The organism is Pedobacter faecalis (assembly GCF_030182585.1).
Classification (GTDB): Bacteria; Bacteroidota; Bacteroidia; order Sphingobacteriales; family Sphingobacteriaceae; genus Pedobacter; species Pedobacter faecalis.
Genome location: NZ_JARXOW010000002.1, coordinates 386,721 through 401,512, shown reverse-complemented (window position 1 = coordinate 401,512; position 14,792 = coordinate 386,721). Strand labels below are relative to the sequence as shown.

19 protein-coding genes are annotated in these 14,792 nt (G+C 42.0%); 8 read left to right on the top strand and 11 right to left on the bottom strand.

All coding sequences use genetic code 11. The annotated features are described in order from the left end of the window. Position 1: 1 nt before the first annotated feature. From dcm to QEP07_RS15460, 4 genes are all read right to left on the bottom strand, one after another. Positions 2–1,276 (bottom strand): DNA (cytosine-5-)-methyltransferase, encoded by a 1,275-nt coding sequence (gene dcm / locus QEP07_RS15475; protein WP_285011096.1) that lies wholly within the window; start codon positions 1,274–1,276, stop codon positions 2–4. Between the two features lie 126 nt (positions 1,277–1,402). After that, the gene (locus QEP07_RS15470; RefSeq protein ID WP_285011094.1) at positions 1,403–1,831 is read right to left on the bottom strand and encodes a very short patch repair endonuclease; all 429 of its coding nucleotides are present in this window, start codon (positions 1,829–1,831) and stop codon (positions 1,403–1,405) included. A gap of 74 nt (positions 1,832–1,905) precedes the next feature. Then, a complete protein-coding gene (locus QEP07_RS15465) occupies positions 1,906–2,883 on the bottom strand; it encodes a kinase (protein WP_285011092.1) in 978 nt (325 codons plus the stop codon). Between the two features lie 180 nt (positions 2,884–3,063). Then, complete coding sequence (locus QEP07_RS15460; protein ID WP_285011091.1) at positions 3,064–3,756, bottom strand: hypothetical protein; 693 nt, start codon at positions 3,754–3,756, stop codon at positions 3,064–3,066. Between the two features lie 368 nt (positions 3,757–4,124). Here QEP07_RS15460 and QEP07_RS15455 point away from each other — a divergent pair, with 368 nt between their 5' ends. After that, positions 4,125–4,460 carry a hypothetical protein gene (locus tag QEP07_RS15455; protein ID WP_285011089.1) on the top strand — a complete coding sequence of 112 codons (336 nt, stop codon included), beginning with the start codon at positions 4,125–4,127 and terminating at the stop codon, positions 4,458–4,460. Positions 4,461–4,462: 2 nt separating this feature from the next. Here QEP07_RS15455 and QEP07_RS15450 read toward each other — a convergent pair whose 3' ends face one another. After that, positions 4,463–4,750 carry a hypothetical protein gene (locus QEP07_RS15450; RefSeq protein WP_285011088.1) on the bottom strand — a complete coding sequence of 96 codons (288 nt, stop codon included), beginning with the start codon at positions 4,748–4,750 and terminating at the stop codon, positions 4,463–4,465. Between the two features lie 550 nt (positions 4,751–5,300). Continuing rightward, a complete protein-coding gene (locus tag QEP07_RS15445; protein ID WP_285011087.1) occupies positions 5,301–5,459 on the bottom strand; it encodes a hypothetical protein in 159 nt (52 codons plus the stop codon). A 295-nt stretch (positions 5,460–5,754) separates the two neighbouring features. Between QEP07_RS15445 and QEP07_RS15440 the strand changes: the two genes are divergently transcribed. After that, positions 5,755–6,204: a hypothetical protein gene (locus tag QEP07_RS15440; protein WP_285011086.1), complete on the top strand. Its 450-nt coding sequence runs from the start codon at positions 5,755–5,757 to the stop codon at positions 6,202–6,204. 76 nt (positions 6,205–6,280) lie between these two features. On the opposite strand, the gene QEP07_RS15435 is transcribed toward QEP07_RS15440, so the two are convergent. Then, entirely contained in the window at positions 6,281–6,823 is a 543-nt protein-coding gene (locus QEP07_RS15435) for a hypothetical protein (RefSeq protein ID WP_285011083.1), read from the bottom strand. Positions 6,824–6,882: 59 nt separating this feature from the next. Here QEP07_RS15435 and QEP07_RS15430 point away from each other — a divergent pair, with 59 nt between their 5' ends. Continuing rightward, complete coding sequence (locus QEP07_RS15430; RefSeq protein ID WP_285011081.1) at positions 6,883–7,428, top strand: hypothetical protein; 546 nt, start codon at positions 6,883–6,885, stop codon at positions 7,426–7,428. Between the two features lie 144 nt (positions 7,429–7,572). Here the strand turns inward: QEP07_RS15430 and QEP07_RS15425 are convergent, their stop codons facing one another. Continuing rightward, entirely contained in the window at positions 7,573–7,800 is a 228-nt protein-coding gene (locus QEP07_RS15425; RefSeq protein WP_285011079.1) for a hypothetical protein, read from the bottom strand. A 28-nt stretch (positions 7,801–7,828) separates the two neighbouring features. On the opposite strand from QEP07_RS15425, the gene QEP07_RS15420 reads away from it, so the two are divergent. The 5 genes from QEP07_RS15420 to QEP07_RS15400 all read left to right on the top strand — a co-directional run bounded on the left by QEP07_RS15420 (position 7,829) and on the right by QEP07_RS15400 (position 11,141). After that, positions 7,829–8,728, top strand: coding sequence for a sensor histidine kinase (locus QEP07_RS15420; RefSeq protein ID WP_285011077.1), 900 nt, complete (start codon positions 7,829–7,831; stop codon positions 8,726–8,728). Further along, a complete protein-coding gene (locus tag QEP07_RS15415) occupies positions 8,725–9,414 on the top strand; it encodes a LytR/AlgR family response regulator transcription factor (protein WP_285011075.1) in 690 nt (229 codons plus the stop codon). Before QEP07_RS15420 ends, QEP07_RS15415 begins: the two co-directional genes overlap by 4 nt. Before the next feature lie 73 nt (positions 9,415–9,487). After that, entirely contained in the window at positions 9,488–10,231 is a 744-nt protein-coding gene (locus tag QEP07_RS15410; protein ID WP_285011072.1) for an AAA family ATPase, read from the top strand. 234 nt (positions 10,232–10,465) lie between these two features. Continuing rightward, positions 10,466–10,894 (top strand): hypothetical protein, encoded by a 429-nt coding sequence (locus tag QEP07_RS15405; RefSeq protein WP_285011070.1) that lies wholly within the window; start codon positions 10,466–10,468, stop codon positions 10,892–10,894. Between the two features lies 1 nt (position 10,895). Next, the gene (locus QEP07_RS15400) at positions 10,896–11,141 is read left to right on the top strand and encodes a hypothetical protein (RefSeq protein ID WP_285011069.1); all 246 of its coding nucleotides are present in this window, start codon (positions 10,896–10,898) and stop codon (positions 11,139–11,141) included. Positions 11,142–11,677: 536 nt separating this feature from the next. Here the strand turns inward: QEP07_RS15400 and QEP07_RS15395 are convergent. From QEP07_RS15395 to QEP07_RS15385, 3 genes are read right to left on the bottom strand one after another with little or no spacing between them, the layout of a single operon-like run. Beyond that, positions 11,678–12,448 (bottom strand): hypothetical protein, encoded by a 771-nt coding sequence (locus QEP07_RS15395; RefSeq protein WP_285011068.1) that lies wholly within the window; start codon positions 12,446–12,448, stop codon positions 11,678–11,680. A 7-nt stretch (positions 12,449–12,455) separates the two neighbouring features. Next, the gene (locus QEP07_RS15390; RefSeq protein ID WP_285011066.1) at positions 12,456–13,181 is read right to left on the bottom strand and encodes a TlpA family protein disulfide reductase; all 726 of its coding nucleotides are present in this window, start codon (positions 13,179–13,181) and stop codon (positions 12,456–12,458) included. 3 nt (positions 13,182–13,184) lie between these two features. Next, positions 13,185–14,729 carry a TlpA family protein disulfide reductase gene (locus QEP07_RS15385; protein WP_285011064.1) on the bottom strand — a complete coding sequence of 515 codons (1,545 nt, stop codon included), beginning with the start codon at positions 14,727–14,729 and terminating at the stop codon, positions 13,185–13,187. Positions 14,730–14,792: the final 63 nt, after the last annotated feature.

Here is a 14,792-nt window from a genome sequence, read left to right as displayed (position 1 = left end):
ATCAAGCAACTTTGTGGCCTTCTTCAAGCCCCCCCATGCGGCGTAAAGTTTGCACGAGCTCTTCACCTACTAATTGAATTAACGGCACTACTACCGAATTGCCAAACTGGCGATAAGCTTGGTTATCAGATACTGGAATCTGGAGGGACCGTAGCTCATCATTAGTATTTATAGGAAATATGGGATACCCCTGTAGCGCTGCGGCTTCTCGTGGTGTTAATCTTCTTGGATTCTTTCCTTCTTGAGGAATAAGGATTTCAGCACCATCTTTGTAATATCTAGCACTTATCGTCCGGGACACACCTTCCAAGTTAGTCATACCAAATCCAAAACCATTTCCTTTTGCTTTGTGCTTAGCAGCATACTCCTGAAGGTAATTCCATAATTTGTCACTAAGAGTATATTTCGGAGCGGCATTGGGCTCAAGAATCGTTCTAAATGTTTGTTTATCTTCAGGCAAAATGACATTACAGAAATCAAACTTAACTTCCCGGCCGAACTGTTTACGGTCAAACCCAACCATGATAATACGTTCCCGATGTTGCGGAACAAAGTGACTACCATCAATAATTTTGAAATCGAGGGAATAATCCAGAGCTTCAAAAGTATCTCTGATTACTTGAAAAGTTTTCTTCTTGTCATGTGAAATCAAATTTTTGACATTTTCAAGAAAAAAAGCTTTTGGGCGATGTTTATCAATAATATCGGCGACGTGGAAGAACAAGTTTCCCTGCTTTTCATCTGCAAAACCATGACTTCGGCCTAAGCTGATTTTCTTAGAGACACCGGCAATAGAAAATGGCTGGCACGGAAATCCTCCACAAATTACATCGAATTTTTCGGGTATAAGATTCTTTATGGCCTCTTTTGTAATGTCTCCAAATGGGTAGTCCCCGTAATTGGCAAAATAAGTCTGCTTAGAAAATTTGTCCCATTCTGAGGTAAAAACGCATCTCCCCCCTAAGTTTTGGAGTGCCATACGGAAACCACCTATTCCTGCAAACAGATCTATAAATGTGAATAACTCTTTGCCATATGCGGGGCCTGGAAATGGAACATCACACTCACCGAACAATTTTTTTTGAACTAAGTTATACAAATATTCAACTGTTGGTTCTTGAAGTTGATTTTGTAACTTATCAACTACCTTAAGTGCATCGCGATAAATCCTCTGCCCAGTCGAGTGAAAATGACTTAAAAGCGCTAGTTCTTGATCTTCCGGCAGTATTATTTTTACTTTTTTAGAGTTCTTCGTTTTATAAACAGTTTCTTCCATGCTCGGTATATACCTTATGTTAACAAACTAACAAAATAACTAGTAATCCACCTAGCTAAATCTTTCCACATGCTAGTTTACAGTCGCAATTTACTAATAATATTAGTAAACCCAGTGATACAATTATTAGTTCTTGACGATTTGACGAATTGCATTCGCCAATTCATTGATCCGATTTGAAAATGATTGTTTTTTTAAATCACACTCCCACACCTCGATGACGCTCCATCCTGCATTGATTAACAACGCCTTTACTGAGAGGTCTTTGTTAATATTACCATTAATTTTAGCTTGCCACCATTCTGTCCTTGTTTTAGGGACAACATAGTATCTACATCCTTCATGTCCATGCCAGAAACATCCATGTACGAAAATAACGGTTTTATATTTGGGCAAAACAATATCCGGCTTACCTGGAAGGTCTTTAACATGCAGCCTGTAACGAAAACCCTGAGCATGAAGAAACTTACGAACCAGCATTTCCGGTTTGGTATTCTTACCGCGGATTTTGCTCATGTTATATGAACGGGTTTCTTTTGAATGTACGTCTGCCATACCGAGTAAACGCAAAAGGTAGCTATCAGATTATAGAAGTTATTATAAACCTTATATACTTTGTATTAATCTCTCTACCCTTTTATCCTTTTGTCCATTAGAGCAAGGTACTTCATTCCATTTTGGTTGCCTATATTCTCCGGCCTTTCAATTTGGAGCACCGAATGAACAGCGTGCATAAATGCTGGAGCTGCCGTAATCAATGCACCAACAGTTCCCGCAACAGGTAGCGCCTGTACGGCGGCTATTAGACCACAAACCGATCCAAAAATGATATCACCAAACCGACTTTCATTCATCATGGCTGAGAGCTGCTTTTTGCTATCTTTCAATTTATCGAGTTTTACGTCGAACAGCGGACTTCCGGCAAGAATATTAGCGTCAAGCGTAATTTCTTCTACCTCATTTCTAAACGTCCTTAAAAGATCAGAATGCCTTTCCTTGAATTTCAGTAATTGTTTCAGATTAATATCCTTTGGAAACGGTATCAATTCGTCCAGAATAGTTTCTCTTTTTTCTTTTTGATTACGACTTTCTCTACGCCACAACTTCGGCTTCACAAAATCAGTAGTTGGCAATCTATTAGTCTTTTCACTTATAACTGAAGCAAGATATTTCATCAGATAATTCCCAATATTACTTTCAACGTTATACCACTGATGATCAATCCTATCTGCTAATCCCATGTCCGTCAAGACGTAGAAGATTTGTTCGTCAAATTTATTGCTATGAATTCTGACCATCTTGTATTTCCTTTCTTGTCCCGCGAACTTTATTTGTGGTCTTTTTATCTTTTGCTGATTATCATTGATATATAGCAAAAAGGGCTTTACTAAATCGAAAGAATTTCCCAAAACATCAAACGGATTAATCGGTGTTACCAGATTTTCGCGCACAAGCTCAAGCATAAAAGGTTCATAATTGCATTCAGGATTGAAGGAATAATCCTGCGGAACAATGGAACCGACATTGTCGTAATATAGTAATGTACGCAACGTCCAATCCGTCCTTGGCAGATTTATATAAGGATAGTAGAGTATTTGACTTGGCATGGTCTGGGTTAATGACGGTATCGCTGTCTAAAATAAAATTAATAAATCTAAACCAGCCACGTGCCGATCAAATTTGTAACATAACCATATTTACATAACTTGGCGAGATGATGTAAGAAGTTAAATGATTCTAGAAGTCGCCATATTGAACATCATTCCCGTGCAAACTGATGCTGTATTTTACTCTTTAAGCCCATCAAGCAGCTCAATGTTTGTTTGATACAACCCCTGATAATAGGCGTACAATTTTTGATCTGCATCAGTAAAATCGGAGTAAGCGTAATGAAGGGTCGAGGTAACACCACTTTCCATTTCGCCTTCAATATAAACGACGGCACCGCCACCAAAGTGCTGGGGAATTTTCTCACTAACAAAAGGCAGCGCATAGAAAGGAAGATTCGGATTTATGGCGATTCGGAATTTTACAACCTTATCCAGCTTCCTTCCTTTATACTCATGTTGTACCACCTTGGTTCGCTTTACTAAAAAGCACTGCTGGCCATTGATCACCGTGTCTTTCTCCTTTACATAATCGGTAGGCTTAACATCCTGCTGCAAATAGGGTTCAATGATAAAGCCCGTACCTCTTTTCGGCTTGTCCACATGAACTTGATACGGCTCAATTGTTTTAGAAGATGGTGCCTGGTCAACGTCAAAAAGCAATCCCACCATCGCTTTCAGATCAGTGAAACAATACCACTTCACCCTTGATCCAGATGAGATCTCTCGATGGGTAGTGGCTCCCGTTCGCGGATCCAATCTTGTTTCACTATTTGAAGTATATAATTTAATTGGTTCTAAAATATAGTTGTTACTTACAAGTAGAGAGTCTGTACGAACCATCCTCTGACCAGCCTTGTTACGCATTTCCATTCTGCTTGTTACCACAACTCCCTTACGCGCTACTTTTTGGTTGTGAGGCGAGGCAGCTCGAGAACTGTTTTGCACGCCCTGGCAAAACGCAAATGGAGCCGTTAAAGGTAGAATAGCTAGTAAGAGCACTTTGTAACAGAGCGTCGTCATAGGAGATTATTTTTTTAAAAATACATTTATTTGTCTGTTCTTGCTAAATTGTAGTTATGAAATCGCTCCAATCTAAACTGTATCTACTAACAGTCCTCGTCCTATGCACCTTCTCAACGCAAGCACAAACTAATTTGTTATGGGAAAAGCTACACGAAATTATTATTCCTAAAGACCGATCTTATCTGGAACGCGAAAGTGTAATAAAGCCGGTTATAATGTTTTCCTACGCGATTGGGACAGATAAACATGGTAAAATTGACACCATTGTTTTTTCCAATTCAATACATCCGAGGGATGCGGAATTTATGCAAATGGATAGGGCAAAAGAGGCTTTAAAAAAGGAAAATCTTCATTTTAAAGCCAACAAAAACACCTTGTTTCTGGGCAATGTACTCATAGCGAATGGCGAACACCAGGAGGTAACAGCAAACGGAATATACTGGGCCTGGTCGAGACTGTATGAGGATATAAAGCCATTGATTGGTAAGAAAAAACTTGTCCTAATGAATCCGATGTATTACCTCTTTTATTATAAGAAGATTATGCATTAGTGTTACTGATCCCGACTAGGATATTTCATTTTTACTCCTGGAATCAAATAAAGTTCCAGCAGCTCATCGCTTTCATATTCGAAAAGACTGTATTCTAGAGCAGCCAGTTTCTTCCGCTCTTCTGCGGAATTTGTCCGCGTCCTCGACATAACGTCATCATATTTATGCTTTTTAGGTAACAAACCGAAGATTGTTGCCTCGGGGTTGTCTTGGTTGCTTCTGTCCTGAGCCGTTGTAGTGGACACAGCAAGGCAGGTTAATATGAGCAGGCTACAGAAGAGTGCTTTCATAAAAGAGCTTTTGAACGTGCCGAATGTAGGTATTTTTTTTAGTAGCAGCGGGAATATTTCCTTAACTTGATGTCCTGATTTCGCTTCAATAACCGAATTGCTCTTTCATGTGTTTCTCAAAAGAATCCATTAAAAGGGATTTTAGCGGGTTCATTTTCTTTACGAGAATCCCACCGTATAATGGCCTGTCCTCATAATTAACCGAGCCACATTTATGTTCAATATCACAATCTGCCTCATGGCACCACCTAGCAAACGTAATACTTCGATGCCGGGCATAAGCATCATCGGATAACAAAAATATAGTAAAGCATTTTCGCCGTGCCTATCGAAGAAATCACCTATGAGTTTTATAATAGTGTTTTTTATTTTATAGTCATACCGGAACTCAAACTTTTTAGCGGCATAACTTCCATCACGTTCAAAACCAAAGCTATAAACGATATGCTCGTTTCCATCTGAATCATAAAGACTGTAATTAGTAAAGAAGGCTGTATATTTTATACCAGAATCTGTCCTAAAATGGTAACCGGATTCATCTACGGTAAGCCTATATTGGGAAGGCAAATTTTATACCTTTTAATTTAGACACATCTTCGCCTTTTTTGATTGCTTCGACAATGCGTTTTTTATCTTCGATCATCTGAACAAAAGAACTCCCAGATGAGGCTTTATCTTTAGTTGACCGATTTTTAGAAACGCTCTTCATAGCTCAAAGATTAAATGAACACAAATATAATTATAATAACATAATTTATCAAATAGCAACAATGTCTGTGCCACCATATAAATGACGTTGATACCCTAATTGGTCTATTGACAAGAAAAAACTTGCGGACTTCTGATCGAATTCTTCAGACTATCATAAGAAGACTTGAGCTGTAAGGTAAACCCTCCTCACAGCTTTTGAACGTTACGGTTATGCATCAATTTCTTAGTAGCAACGGGAATATTTTCCTTAACTTGAAGTCCTGATTTCACCCTGATTCAATCAAATCTGTGATATGAAAACGCTTATTGCTCTTCTCGGCTTCTCTTTGCTCGCTTGTAGCAGCTTATATGCTCAGGCTCAGGCCCAAGAGGAAGAGGTCTATTATTTCGTAGACACGATAAATGTGAACCCTGCCAACAGGGTTGTTTCCATTGGCATGACTGGTCCTCCTGGTGGAAATCGACAACGATACTACACGGTGCACTGCAGATGTTTAACGAAGAATGAATATGTGTATCCGATGTTTTATCATCCCATCGATCGTCGGCAGCCGGAAGTGAAATTGAAGGATTTGCCCACGGGAAGATATTTATCCTGGAAGGAACTGGAGAATGGGCTTTACAAGCATCAGCAAAATTTCGACAGTTTTTATGCGCTCACCATCGTTGAAAAATTGCCGGACGGTATGTATATAAAAAACAAGGTAAGGCTTTTTATAATTAAGCAAGTAGTGACGGAATGATTGTTTTTTAAGCTTTAATTGATGACTTCGAACTTAAAGATGAAATTGCCCATGAGAATAATTCATTCAAACCTCACTAATGATGCGCGTTAACCCACTGGTGATACGGCTCTAATAGCGTAAGCTTTCGGTTTTGGTCTCTGGCCGAAAGTACCGGCCAAAGGCTTTTAAAATCGGCTTCGAAAGTATTTTTGTCCATCTTGGTATGACGGGCGTTGGTAAATAGAATTGGGAACAGTATTACCTCGTTTTTATAACTCTTTACATCGGATAGGTTTTTAGCTATGCTTGCTTTCATCCTCTCGCTCGGTTTTAAAACAGCCTTTACCCTCGCACGCATATTTTCGGAGAAATAAACGGTATCGACCAATCCTACACCATTGAATGAGACTGCGACTGATAAAAGAAAAACATTGTCTTCAGGGGCTTTGATTAGCGAATCGAGCAATGCAGTGGTTCGCATAGCTTTGATAATGGGCAACCGTACATCAAAAGGTCTTTTGGTTGGTTTAATGGTATCAATGACAATTTCCTGCTGGTGATCGACCCTTTCGCTTACCTGACTAAATACCAGCTCCCAGGAGAAGATTAAGAATAGAAAAAGCAAGACCTTTTGCATAACCGGTTTAATTTAGTCAATATTTTAGAAGTGTCGCACATATTCTATAACTTGTACTCGTGACTTCGCTCCTATTTATAAAAAATCTCCTCTTAATTGTGGGCCTCGCCGTTATAAGCTGGACTGCTTCAGCGCAGGGGATAGCTTTAGCTGGCGGTGCCAGTTTACAACTACCTGAGAAAATGCGGAAGGCTTCTGAAGCGAGCGTTCGTTCGCTCGTCAAGGAAAGATATGCCGCAGCGGAGAGTTTGACTCGGTTAGTTGGAAACAATCCTGGTAAAATCTACATGGCAGGTGATATACTAGTTTTCCTAAACTCAGCGATTATCGAGAGAGATCCTAAGCTTCTAGAAAAAACAAAACTTGCCAGCGAGGATATGGAACAACAGATCAAAGGTTTCTCTCAAAAAATCGAAAGCATCGGAGATAAAAGGGTGCTTGTGGTAGACCATATATCTGAAGGAATACATTTATACCGCTACACCACAATGAACGAGGCCGGAGATTTGGTGGTCAACGGCTTTGTTCAGTACAAACCCGGACAAGAATCACCGGCAAGAGCCGTTCTTGTAGGTTTGATAAATGGTATAAGTTTTAAACTGTAAGGGAATGAACTGGAGAATGGGCTTTACAAGCATCAGCAAAATTTCGACAGCTTTTTACACCTTTACTGTGGTTGAAAAGCTGCCAGACGGCATGTATATAAAAAACAGGGTCAGGCTTTTTATAATTAAGCAAGTAGTGACGAATTAATCAGTAATCAGTTGGAAGAAGTTAGTCACATCGCCACTCCACGGAGCAGCGATGCGAAACGTACGGCTGTCGCTTTCGCTGCTGCGATTTCCCCATTTAGACAATACCTTCCAACTGTAGGCACGATCTGCAGGCAGATCTACCACCGTTTCAGTAAGGTCTGTTTTGATCACCCAGCCTTCGTCGGATGATATGTTCCCAGCATCTTTGAGAACGGGCCCCAATGTACCGGCCCTGCTGTACCATGCCTTTATGAACTTCCTGCTCTACATCATGTACTATTGGTTGCTGCTCAAAAGATTGATCATGATGGAGCGATGGGTGATGGCCGGACTGAGCGCCATCGTTTTCTCGGCAATCAAGAGCCTGTACGATAAATACCTTGTCACTTTTTTGGCCAGCCAGACAGACTGGTTTGGTGTAAGAGAACAGCAATTTTCTGGGAGCCGGTTTAAGCTGATTGGTTTCCATATTGATTTCGCTTATGCCATGAACTCGAGTTTCCTGATCATGGTAGGCTGCGCGTATGTAATCAAGTCTATACAGCAAAAGGAAGTGATACAACAGATAAAACACAGTAAGCTTCTTTCGGAACTGGTTTACCTGCGGGCCCAACTACAGCCGCATTTCTTTTTTAACACGCTTAATAACATCTACGGCATGGCCATGAAGCAGTCGGCAGCCACGGCACCGATGATCTCCAGGCTTTCTGAGATGATGCGATACATTATCTATAAGGCCGATGGCGAGCAGATTTCACTAAGCCAGGAGGTCGACTTCATAAGCAACTACGTAGAAATTGAACGGATCAGGTATGCGCAGGAAACGGACATCAGTTTTGAGACGCAGGGCGATATAGACCTTTACCAGATAGAGCCTTTACTGCTTTTGCCTTTGGTAGAGAATGCCTTTAAACATGGCCTGGGTGATGGAAGCAGCGAAGGAAAGGTAAGAATACTTTTATGCGTGTATGACGGTCAAATTCATCTTGAACTGGAAAACAGCCTGGCACAGAATACAAAGCCGGCAGAAGGGGGTGTTGGACTGTCTAATCTGCGAAAGAGGCTGGCATTGCTCTATCCGGAACGTCATGAGTTAATCATAAAAAATGATGGAAATACCTATTTTACGAGTTTAAGCCTTTTTGCATGAAGATTGCCTGTATCGTGGTAGACGATGAACCGATTGCCAGGGAGTTGCTGGAAACTTACATAGACAAATGCCCGGAGCTTAGCTTGGCCGGGAGCTGCGCCACGGCGCTGGCTGCTTTCGACCTGCTGCATAGCGAACCTGTGCAGTTGATGTTCCTGGACGTAAAGATGCCCGGGATGAATGGGATTGAATTTTTGTCGGCACTGAAGCATCCGCCCAAGGTAGTTTTTACTACAGCGTACTCGGAACATGCTCATGCCGCGTTTGAACTGGACGCGGCAGATTACCTGCTTAAACCGGTTACCTATGAACGATTCTTAAGAGCGATCCGCAAGGTATTAATGACTGGTGAGGGCCACATCCCGGTTGAGAAACGTTACACTTATTTCCGGGTATCAGGCAAAATGCTGAAGATTGATCATGAAAACCTCACTTATGTGAAAGCGGTTAAGGATTACATCCTATTGCGAACTACGACGGGGAGCCACCTCTGCCATATGAGCATGAAAGCTGTGGAGCAGTTGCTTCCTGCCGGGGAATTTACAAGAACGCACCGTTCGTACCTTATCAATCATGAGCATATCCAGGAGATCAGGAATACTGTTTTGAAGATAGCCGGGGAAGAGATCCCGTTGGGTGAGTCTTACAGGGAAATGGTACTTCAGAAGCTTTTGAGTAAAGTGTAGGTGTGAGGGCCGCAATAATTGTGTTAACTTGTACGCATAACAGGTACACCAATATTGAGCGCTTATTTACCGTATGACAGATTTTAATGGATATATTCAAACGATAAGACTGGCAGCAAAGGATGACCTGCCAGAGGGATACCCTTTCAATATTCCAGTGATTGAAAACTTTAAGGAGTTAAGGCTGCATCCGAAAGTTACTTACTTGATTGGCGATAACGGTATGGGCAAGTCTACCCTGCTTGAGGCTATTGCGGTCGGGCTGGGCTTTAATGCAGAAGGTGGCACTAAAAACTTCAACTTCAGCACGCAGGCAACGCACTCGGATCTGCATAACTATCTGAAGTTTACTAAGGGCGCACATCAGCCGAAAGATGGCTTTTTTCTGCGCGGAGAGAGTTTTTACAACGTAGCTTCGGAGATTGACCGGATCGGCGATGGCATTCACCAGTGGTACGGCGACAAATCACTGCATGAGCAATCGCACGGCGAATCTTTCTGGGCCTTATTTATGAACCGGTTTGGCGGAAATGGTGTGTATATTTTGGACGAACCCGAGTCTGCCCTGTCTGTAACCCGGCAAATGGCGCTGCTGGCACGCATGAATCACCTGGTGAATAAGCGATCGCAATTCATTATTGCCACCCACTCTCCTATTGTGCTGGCCTATCCCGATGCGGATATTTATCAGTTGACGGCTAGTGGCCTTGAAAAGGTACAGTATAGGGATACTGACATTTACCGGCTTTATAAGGCTTTTCTTGACAATCCGGAAGATGTGACAAGGCTTTTGTTGGAAGAGGAACCCGTCGAGTAGTGGGCATGCTGCCCCCTGGCAGGTACCTAATCCTAGACTAATGGCAGTTTAATCAAAGGCTTCTTCGCAAAACCGGGTACCTTTTGTGGATTAGTCCCGAACGAGTCTGCCATTAGTCTGCCATTTGGTGGACACCAGGTAGCACCTTGCCCTTTATGAAGTGAGTAATTAATCGTAGCAAGTGGTGAATTCTTGCAGACATAATTGTATATTGAATTAAATAATACACAATCCATGAAAAGGATATTTGTCTTGTTATTAATGGCTCTTAGCGGTTGCGGAGTTAACGCTGTTGAGGAGTCTGAAACGCTGGCAAAGTCCTTTTTAGCAGATGTGCAGAACAAGGAAATCACAATAGCCGATGTAGCAGCAAAGCACTTGTGCGCGTTGGATGAAAAGGACCAGAAACAGTTGGCATATTTGCAGTTGGAGGCTCTTCGTGGGGAGCTTGCAGGGAAGAAAACTGTGGTTTTGCCCTTAGCGGAAGTTCCCGAGGACGAAAGTACTATTCTGAGTCAGCCTAACGGGCATGTGTACCGGATTTCGGCTGATGGTGTTAGCCCTGTTTTTCTGTTGGTTGAGAGTGACAAAATATCTTCATTTTCTGTGATGAGAAAAGGTTCTGAAGATTCGACAGGGGTGTTTCTAAAGCTTTGTAATTAAGGTGAGTACATTCTTTAGCGTAATTGCAGAATTGATCATGACGCTGATTTTTAAGGTCCTGTTAGAGGGACTTGGCTACGGGACACGCAGACTGTACTATTCGTTTTTTCGGGGGTCTGTGGAAGAGTCTGATAAGGCGTACAGCAAAACGGATACTTTTTCCGGCCTATATTGGAATCTGAATATTCAGGTCGGAGTTTTAGTTGTCGCAATACTATTTGCAGCCGTGTATGCTCTATATAGCTAATTGCTATCAACGCTTTATTAACCAAATTATTATTAACGCAGTAATGGGCGTTAAAAGTAGTGCTACCAAAATTGAACCCCTATATCCGAGCCATGTATCTTCGCCATACTTGCCTGTTTCATGCAAAATGAAAAACATTAACAGAATAAAAAGGGTAATTACGAAACCTTGCATCTAGTTTTTAAATAGTTACCAATATACGCAACCGCCTAAATAAACGGAAAATCAAGAACGTCTTCCGACTAAAGTCGGCTCTCATATACGACAGTTATCGGCTAGTTTGCTCCATCCTCAAGGGTAGCTGGTCTGGGACTGGTCTGGGACTAATCTGGGCTTTGTTCGCAAAACGGGGTACCTTTTGTGGACAAAGCGTGGATATGCCTTTGATTAAGCCCGGTCTTGGTGGACAGGATACTGCATGTGCTCGAAGATTAACCGCAACACAAATAAAGATAAATTAAAGTAAGGCTTTCTTCATAAGTTCTGCGAGTTTAATCCAGATGGCTACGAAGTCATTTGATACTACTAATACATGTTTAAAAATACCAAATCTTGACTGCCCGATCTATACCAGATTGTACAAAAATTTTAACCGTGCTTTCCATTAACCGACCATTGCTGATTTTAGGTCGCCACCGCGTGGCTTCAAGAATTTTAATAATTCTGTTAATACAGCTAGTTTCGTTGGCCTCAACAACACGGAGGCCGCTGATGCTTCCATCCTTTTTAACTACGCCGGTTATCAAAAGATTTGAATCGCATGGCTGTATAGAATTATCCTGTAATATCTGATGCAACGCGGCGGTCAGTTTCGTCAAGTTGTCTTTCAGAACCGGGCGCGGCTGGACTGGACCGCTCATGTGATGTGTCCCCGAGGCTTTATAGAACTCGAAAACATGTGTACTTGAGTCGCGCCGTATGGTTGTAGTAAGTCTATACGGAAGGCCTTCTCTAAAACACTTAGATTTATTCGCATATCTTTCCCGAAGCATTTTAGGATTTGTAAACTCAAAACCAGCGTACTTTTTCTGAAAGAGAAACATATCACCACCAAAGGCAAGATGGAACTGCTCGTCAAGTCTTTCAAACTTATCACCTGGCCTTCGGCGGTACACCTTCACCACTCTGGGGGTATCATTCCAATACTCAACCGACAAATGGGTAACCAGCGGAAAGCTCTTAAAAAGCTTTGAAGAAGAATGCTCAGCCGAACTAACCCTAAAGACACCTTGAATATTGCTTTGTGACCTTGCATGCGGTGATACCAACCCTAAAACAATGACACTAAGAATCAAATACTTACTCATAACTACCTCACATCCTCAGCTGCCTGATCAGCTCAGGCAGCTTCTTGTCGTCGAGCAAGCCTGCCACTACATATCTAATCGTATTGTTCAGGTCTATGATGATATGCATCGGGTAGCTGTCTACTTCAAACATATCATTGGCTTGCTTTCCATCCAGCACGGGCTTAAATGGAAAAGGACCCTTTTTGGCAAACTGGCTTACTACCTCATTGTCTTCATAGGCAATACCCAGGAACTCTACTTTCGGGTTTTGCCTGCGCAACGAGTCTATCAATTTAAATTCATCGATACAGGGCTTGCAGGTTGTCGTCCAGAAGTTGATGTAAGTCAGCTTGTTCTTCTTTTTTTGAAAGCTGACGTCTTCGCCATCGAAAGTTTTTAGCGAAGTAACAGGCAGGGTTTTCCCTATGTAGTTGAAGGGCGTTTTTTCCTTTTTTACAAGGCGATAAATTTCTCCACCTGAACTACGCTCCCACCGGGCCAGGTATTTAGACGTGGCGATAGAATCGTTAAAACGCCGAAGCGGAATTTCATCTCCTTGCTCTGAAAGCAATTTACCTTTCTTGGGTACCTCCCCAAGTGGGCTGCCGATCATAACAATCGAGCCCTCAGACACCACAATTTCTTTTCTTGCAGATGCAGCTGAGGCACTTTGAGAACCGGTTTGGGCCATACAAGTAGTGCTAAATAATAATGATACGACGAACGCGTAGACAGGTGTTAAATGTTTCATATCTCACTTCCAGTAATCGATAGGGAACTTTTCCGGAAAGTACTTCTGGAATTCGCTTTTCATGTTATGACTGGCAAAGTTGTCGTCTTGTATTTTTCCATCGGCAGTTACCAGTACGTAGCGGGGGATTCCGTTAAATTTGAATAGTTCCCGCAAGGCCAGGTAGTCGTCGGCCGGAATCCTGTGGGTATTCGTCATCAGGTTCTTTTTGGTGTAATCTTCATAGAATACTGCCGCGGTACTTTCACTGTCGGTTACAAACACATATTCAAAATCCGGATTGTCTTTATACTTGGTCCTTAGCGCAAGGCTGCTCTCTATCCCTGCCCTACAAGGTCCGCACCATTCTGCCCAGAAATCGACAATGAGTACTTTTCCTTTAGAGGGGCCAATGATCTTTTTAAACACGGCCGCTGCAGGGGTATTAGGAAGTTCGTATGCTACATTGCCTAGCTTATATCTTTCATAGGCGGCGTTCATTTCGCTAAGTACGAAGGGGTCGCGCATGGCTTTTGATAAGGCCGCTGTTTCGTCAGCAAACGTTCGTTCTTTATATTGGTAAAACCTAAAGTTAGAAGTTAACGCCCGCAATTTGGCTATGTCGTAAACCAGGTTAGTTTTCTTATTATTAGCTAGGTATGCAGAATCAAGTTGTTTATACCCAAATTTGTTAGCCTGATGTAGAAGCTGTCGCTGGAACGCAGGCGAAAATTCGAAGCGGTTTACAAAGGTGGAGAAATCGTTTGAAACAAGCAGGCTTTGATCGTTCATATCGATCTTTTTTAAATAGTCAAAATAATCTGCCCGCATAGGCATTTTCAGGATCGCGTTATCTGGTTCCTGTTTCTGGTAGTAACTACGGTTGCTTTCGTAATCAAACAAATACACGGCGTAGTCGAGGTCAACCTGGCTTTCGATCAGTCTTCTAACGTTCTTTGAGGTTCGCTTTGCGTTCATGGCGCTGTCGGCCACCCTCCTCGCCTTATCCCATTCCTGGAGCTGGACCTTTTTAAAGTCTTCGGGAGCCTGGGTTTTCACGTAATCGTTCAACTTATTGTAGTCAGGCCGAGGTGTCTCAATAGCAGCCAGTTGTTCGTTGATAACTTTATTGACGCCAAGATATTTAGGGTTCTGGAAATCAAGAATTAGGCCTGTTGTGGTTCCTGGCTCTGCGTAGAATTTTATGGTGTGATTGTTTAAATATATACTGGATCGGATGGGATGTATTCCGAGCATGGCGCATTCAAATCTTCCGTCAGGATATATTCTTACTGTTGTCGGAAAATCTTGCCTTATGATGTTATTGGCGTGGTAGATAATGCCGCTGGCGTAGCCCGAGCTTCTATCATAGCCTTTGATGTAGCCGACGATCTTAATGGAGTCGCGCAGGAAAAAAGCTTTTGACCTGGCTTTAGATTTTTTAAAAGCCGTTTTTTCAGATAGCCATTTCTGGATGTGCGCCGGTACATCGGTGTCTAGTTGTTCTTTGGTTTGTGCATTTGCAGTAAATACAAAAAAGAGGAGTGCAAGCGTACTGAGGTATTTCATGAGATTTGGTTAATTATCAAGTGAATATACAAATTATTTCGTATTCGATAACGTTTTTTACGT

Coding starts and splice junctions, on each gene's coding strand:
- dcm (WP_285011096.1), bottom strand. CDS start 1,276: ATGGAAGAAACTGTTTATAAAACGAAGAACTCTAAAAAAGTAAAAATA.
- QEP07_RS15470 (WP_285011094.1), bottom strand. CDS start 1,831: ATGGCAGACGTACATTCAAAAGAAACCCGTTCATATAACATGAGCAAA.
- QEP07_RS15465 (WP_285011092.1), bottom strand. CDS start 2,883: ATGCCAAGTCAAATACTCTACTATCCTTATATAAATCTGCCAAGGACG.
- QEP07_RS15460 (WP_285011091.1), bottom strand. CDS start 3,756: ATGGAAATGCGTAACAAGGCTGGTCAGAGGATGGTTCGTACAGACTCT.
- QEP07_RS15455 (WP_285011089.1), top strand. CDS start 4,125: ATGTTTTCCTACGCGATTGGGACAGATAAACATGGTAAAATTGACACC.
- QEP07_RS15450 (WP_285011088.1), bottom strand. CDS start 4,750: ATGAAAGCACTCTTCTGTAGCCTGCTCATATTAACCTGCCTTGCTGTG.
- QEP07_RS15445 (WP_285011087.1), bottom strand. CDS start 5,459: ATGAAGAGCGTTTCTAAAAATCGGTCAACTAAAGATAAAGCCTCATCT.
- QEP07_RS15440 (WP_285011086.1), top strand. CDS start 5,755: ATGAAAACGCTTATTGCTCTTCTCGGCTTCTCTTTGCTCGCTTGTAGC.
- QEP07_RS15435 (WP_285011083.1), bottom strand. CDS start 6,823: ATGCAAAAGGTCTTGCTTTTTCTATTCTTAATCTTCTCCTGGGAGCTG.
- QEP07_RS15420 (WP_285011077.1), top strand. CDS start 7,829: ATGAACTTCCTGCTCTACATCATGTACTATTGGTTGCTGCTCAAAAGA.
- QEP07_RS15415 (WP_285011075.1), top strand. CDS start 8,725: ATGAAGATTGCCTGTATCGTGGTAGACGATGAACCGATTGCCAGGGAG.
- QEP07_RS15410 (WP_285011072.1), top strand. CDS start 9,488: ATGACAGATTTTAATGGATATATTCAAACGATAAGACTGGCAGCAAAG.
- QEP07_RS15405 (WP_285011070.1), top strand. CDS start 10,466: ATGAAAAGGATATTTGTCTTGTTATTAATGGCTCTTAGCGGTTGCGGA.
- QEP07_RS15395 (WP_285011068.1), bottom strand. CDS start 12,448: ATGAGTAAGTATTTGATTCTTAGTGTCATTGTTTTAGGGTTGGTATCA.
- QEP07_RS15390 (WP_285011066.1), bottom strand. CDS start 13,181: ATGAAACATTTAACACCTGTCTACGCGTTCGTCGTATCATTATTATTT.
- QEP07_RS15385 (WP_285011064.1), bottom strand. CDS start 14,729: ATGAAATACCTCAGTACGCTTGCACTCCTCTTTTTTGTATTTACTGCA.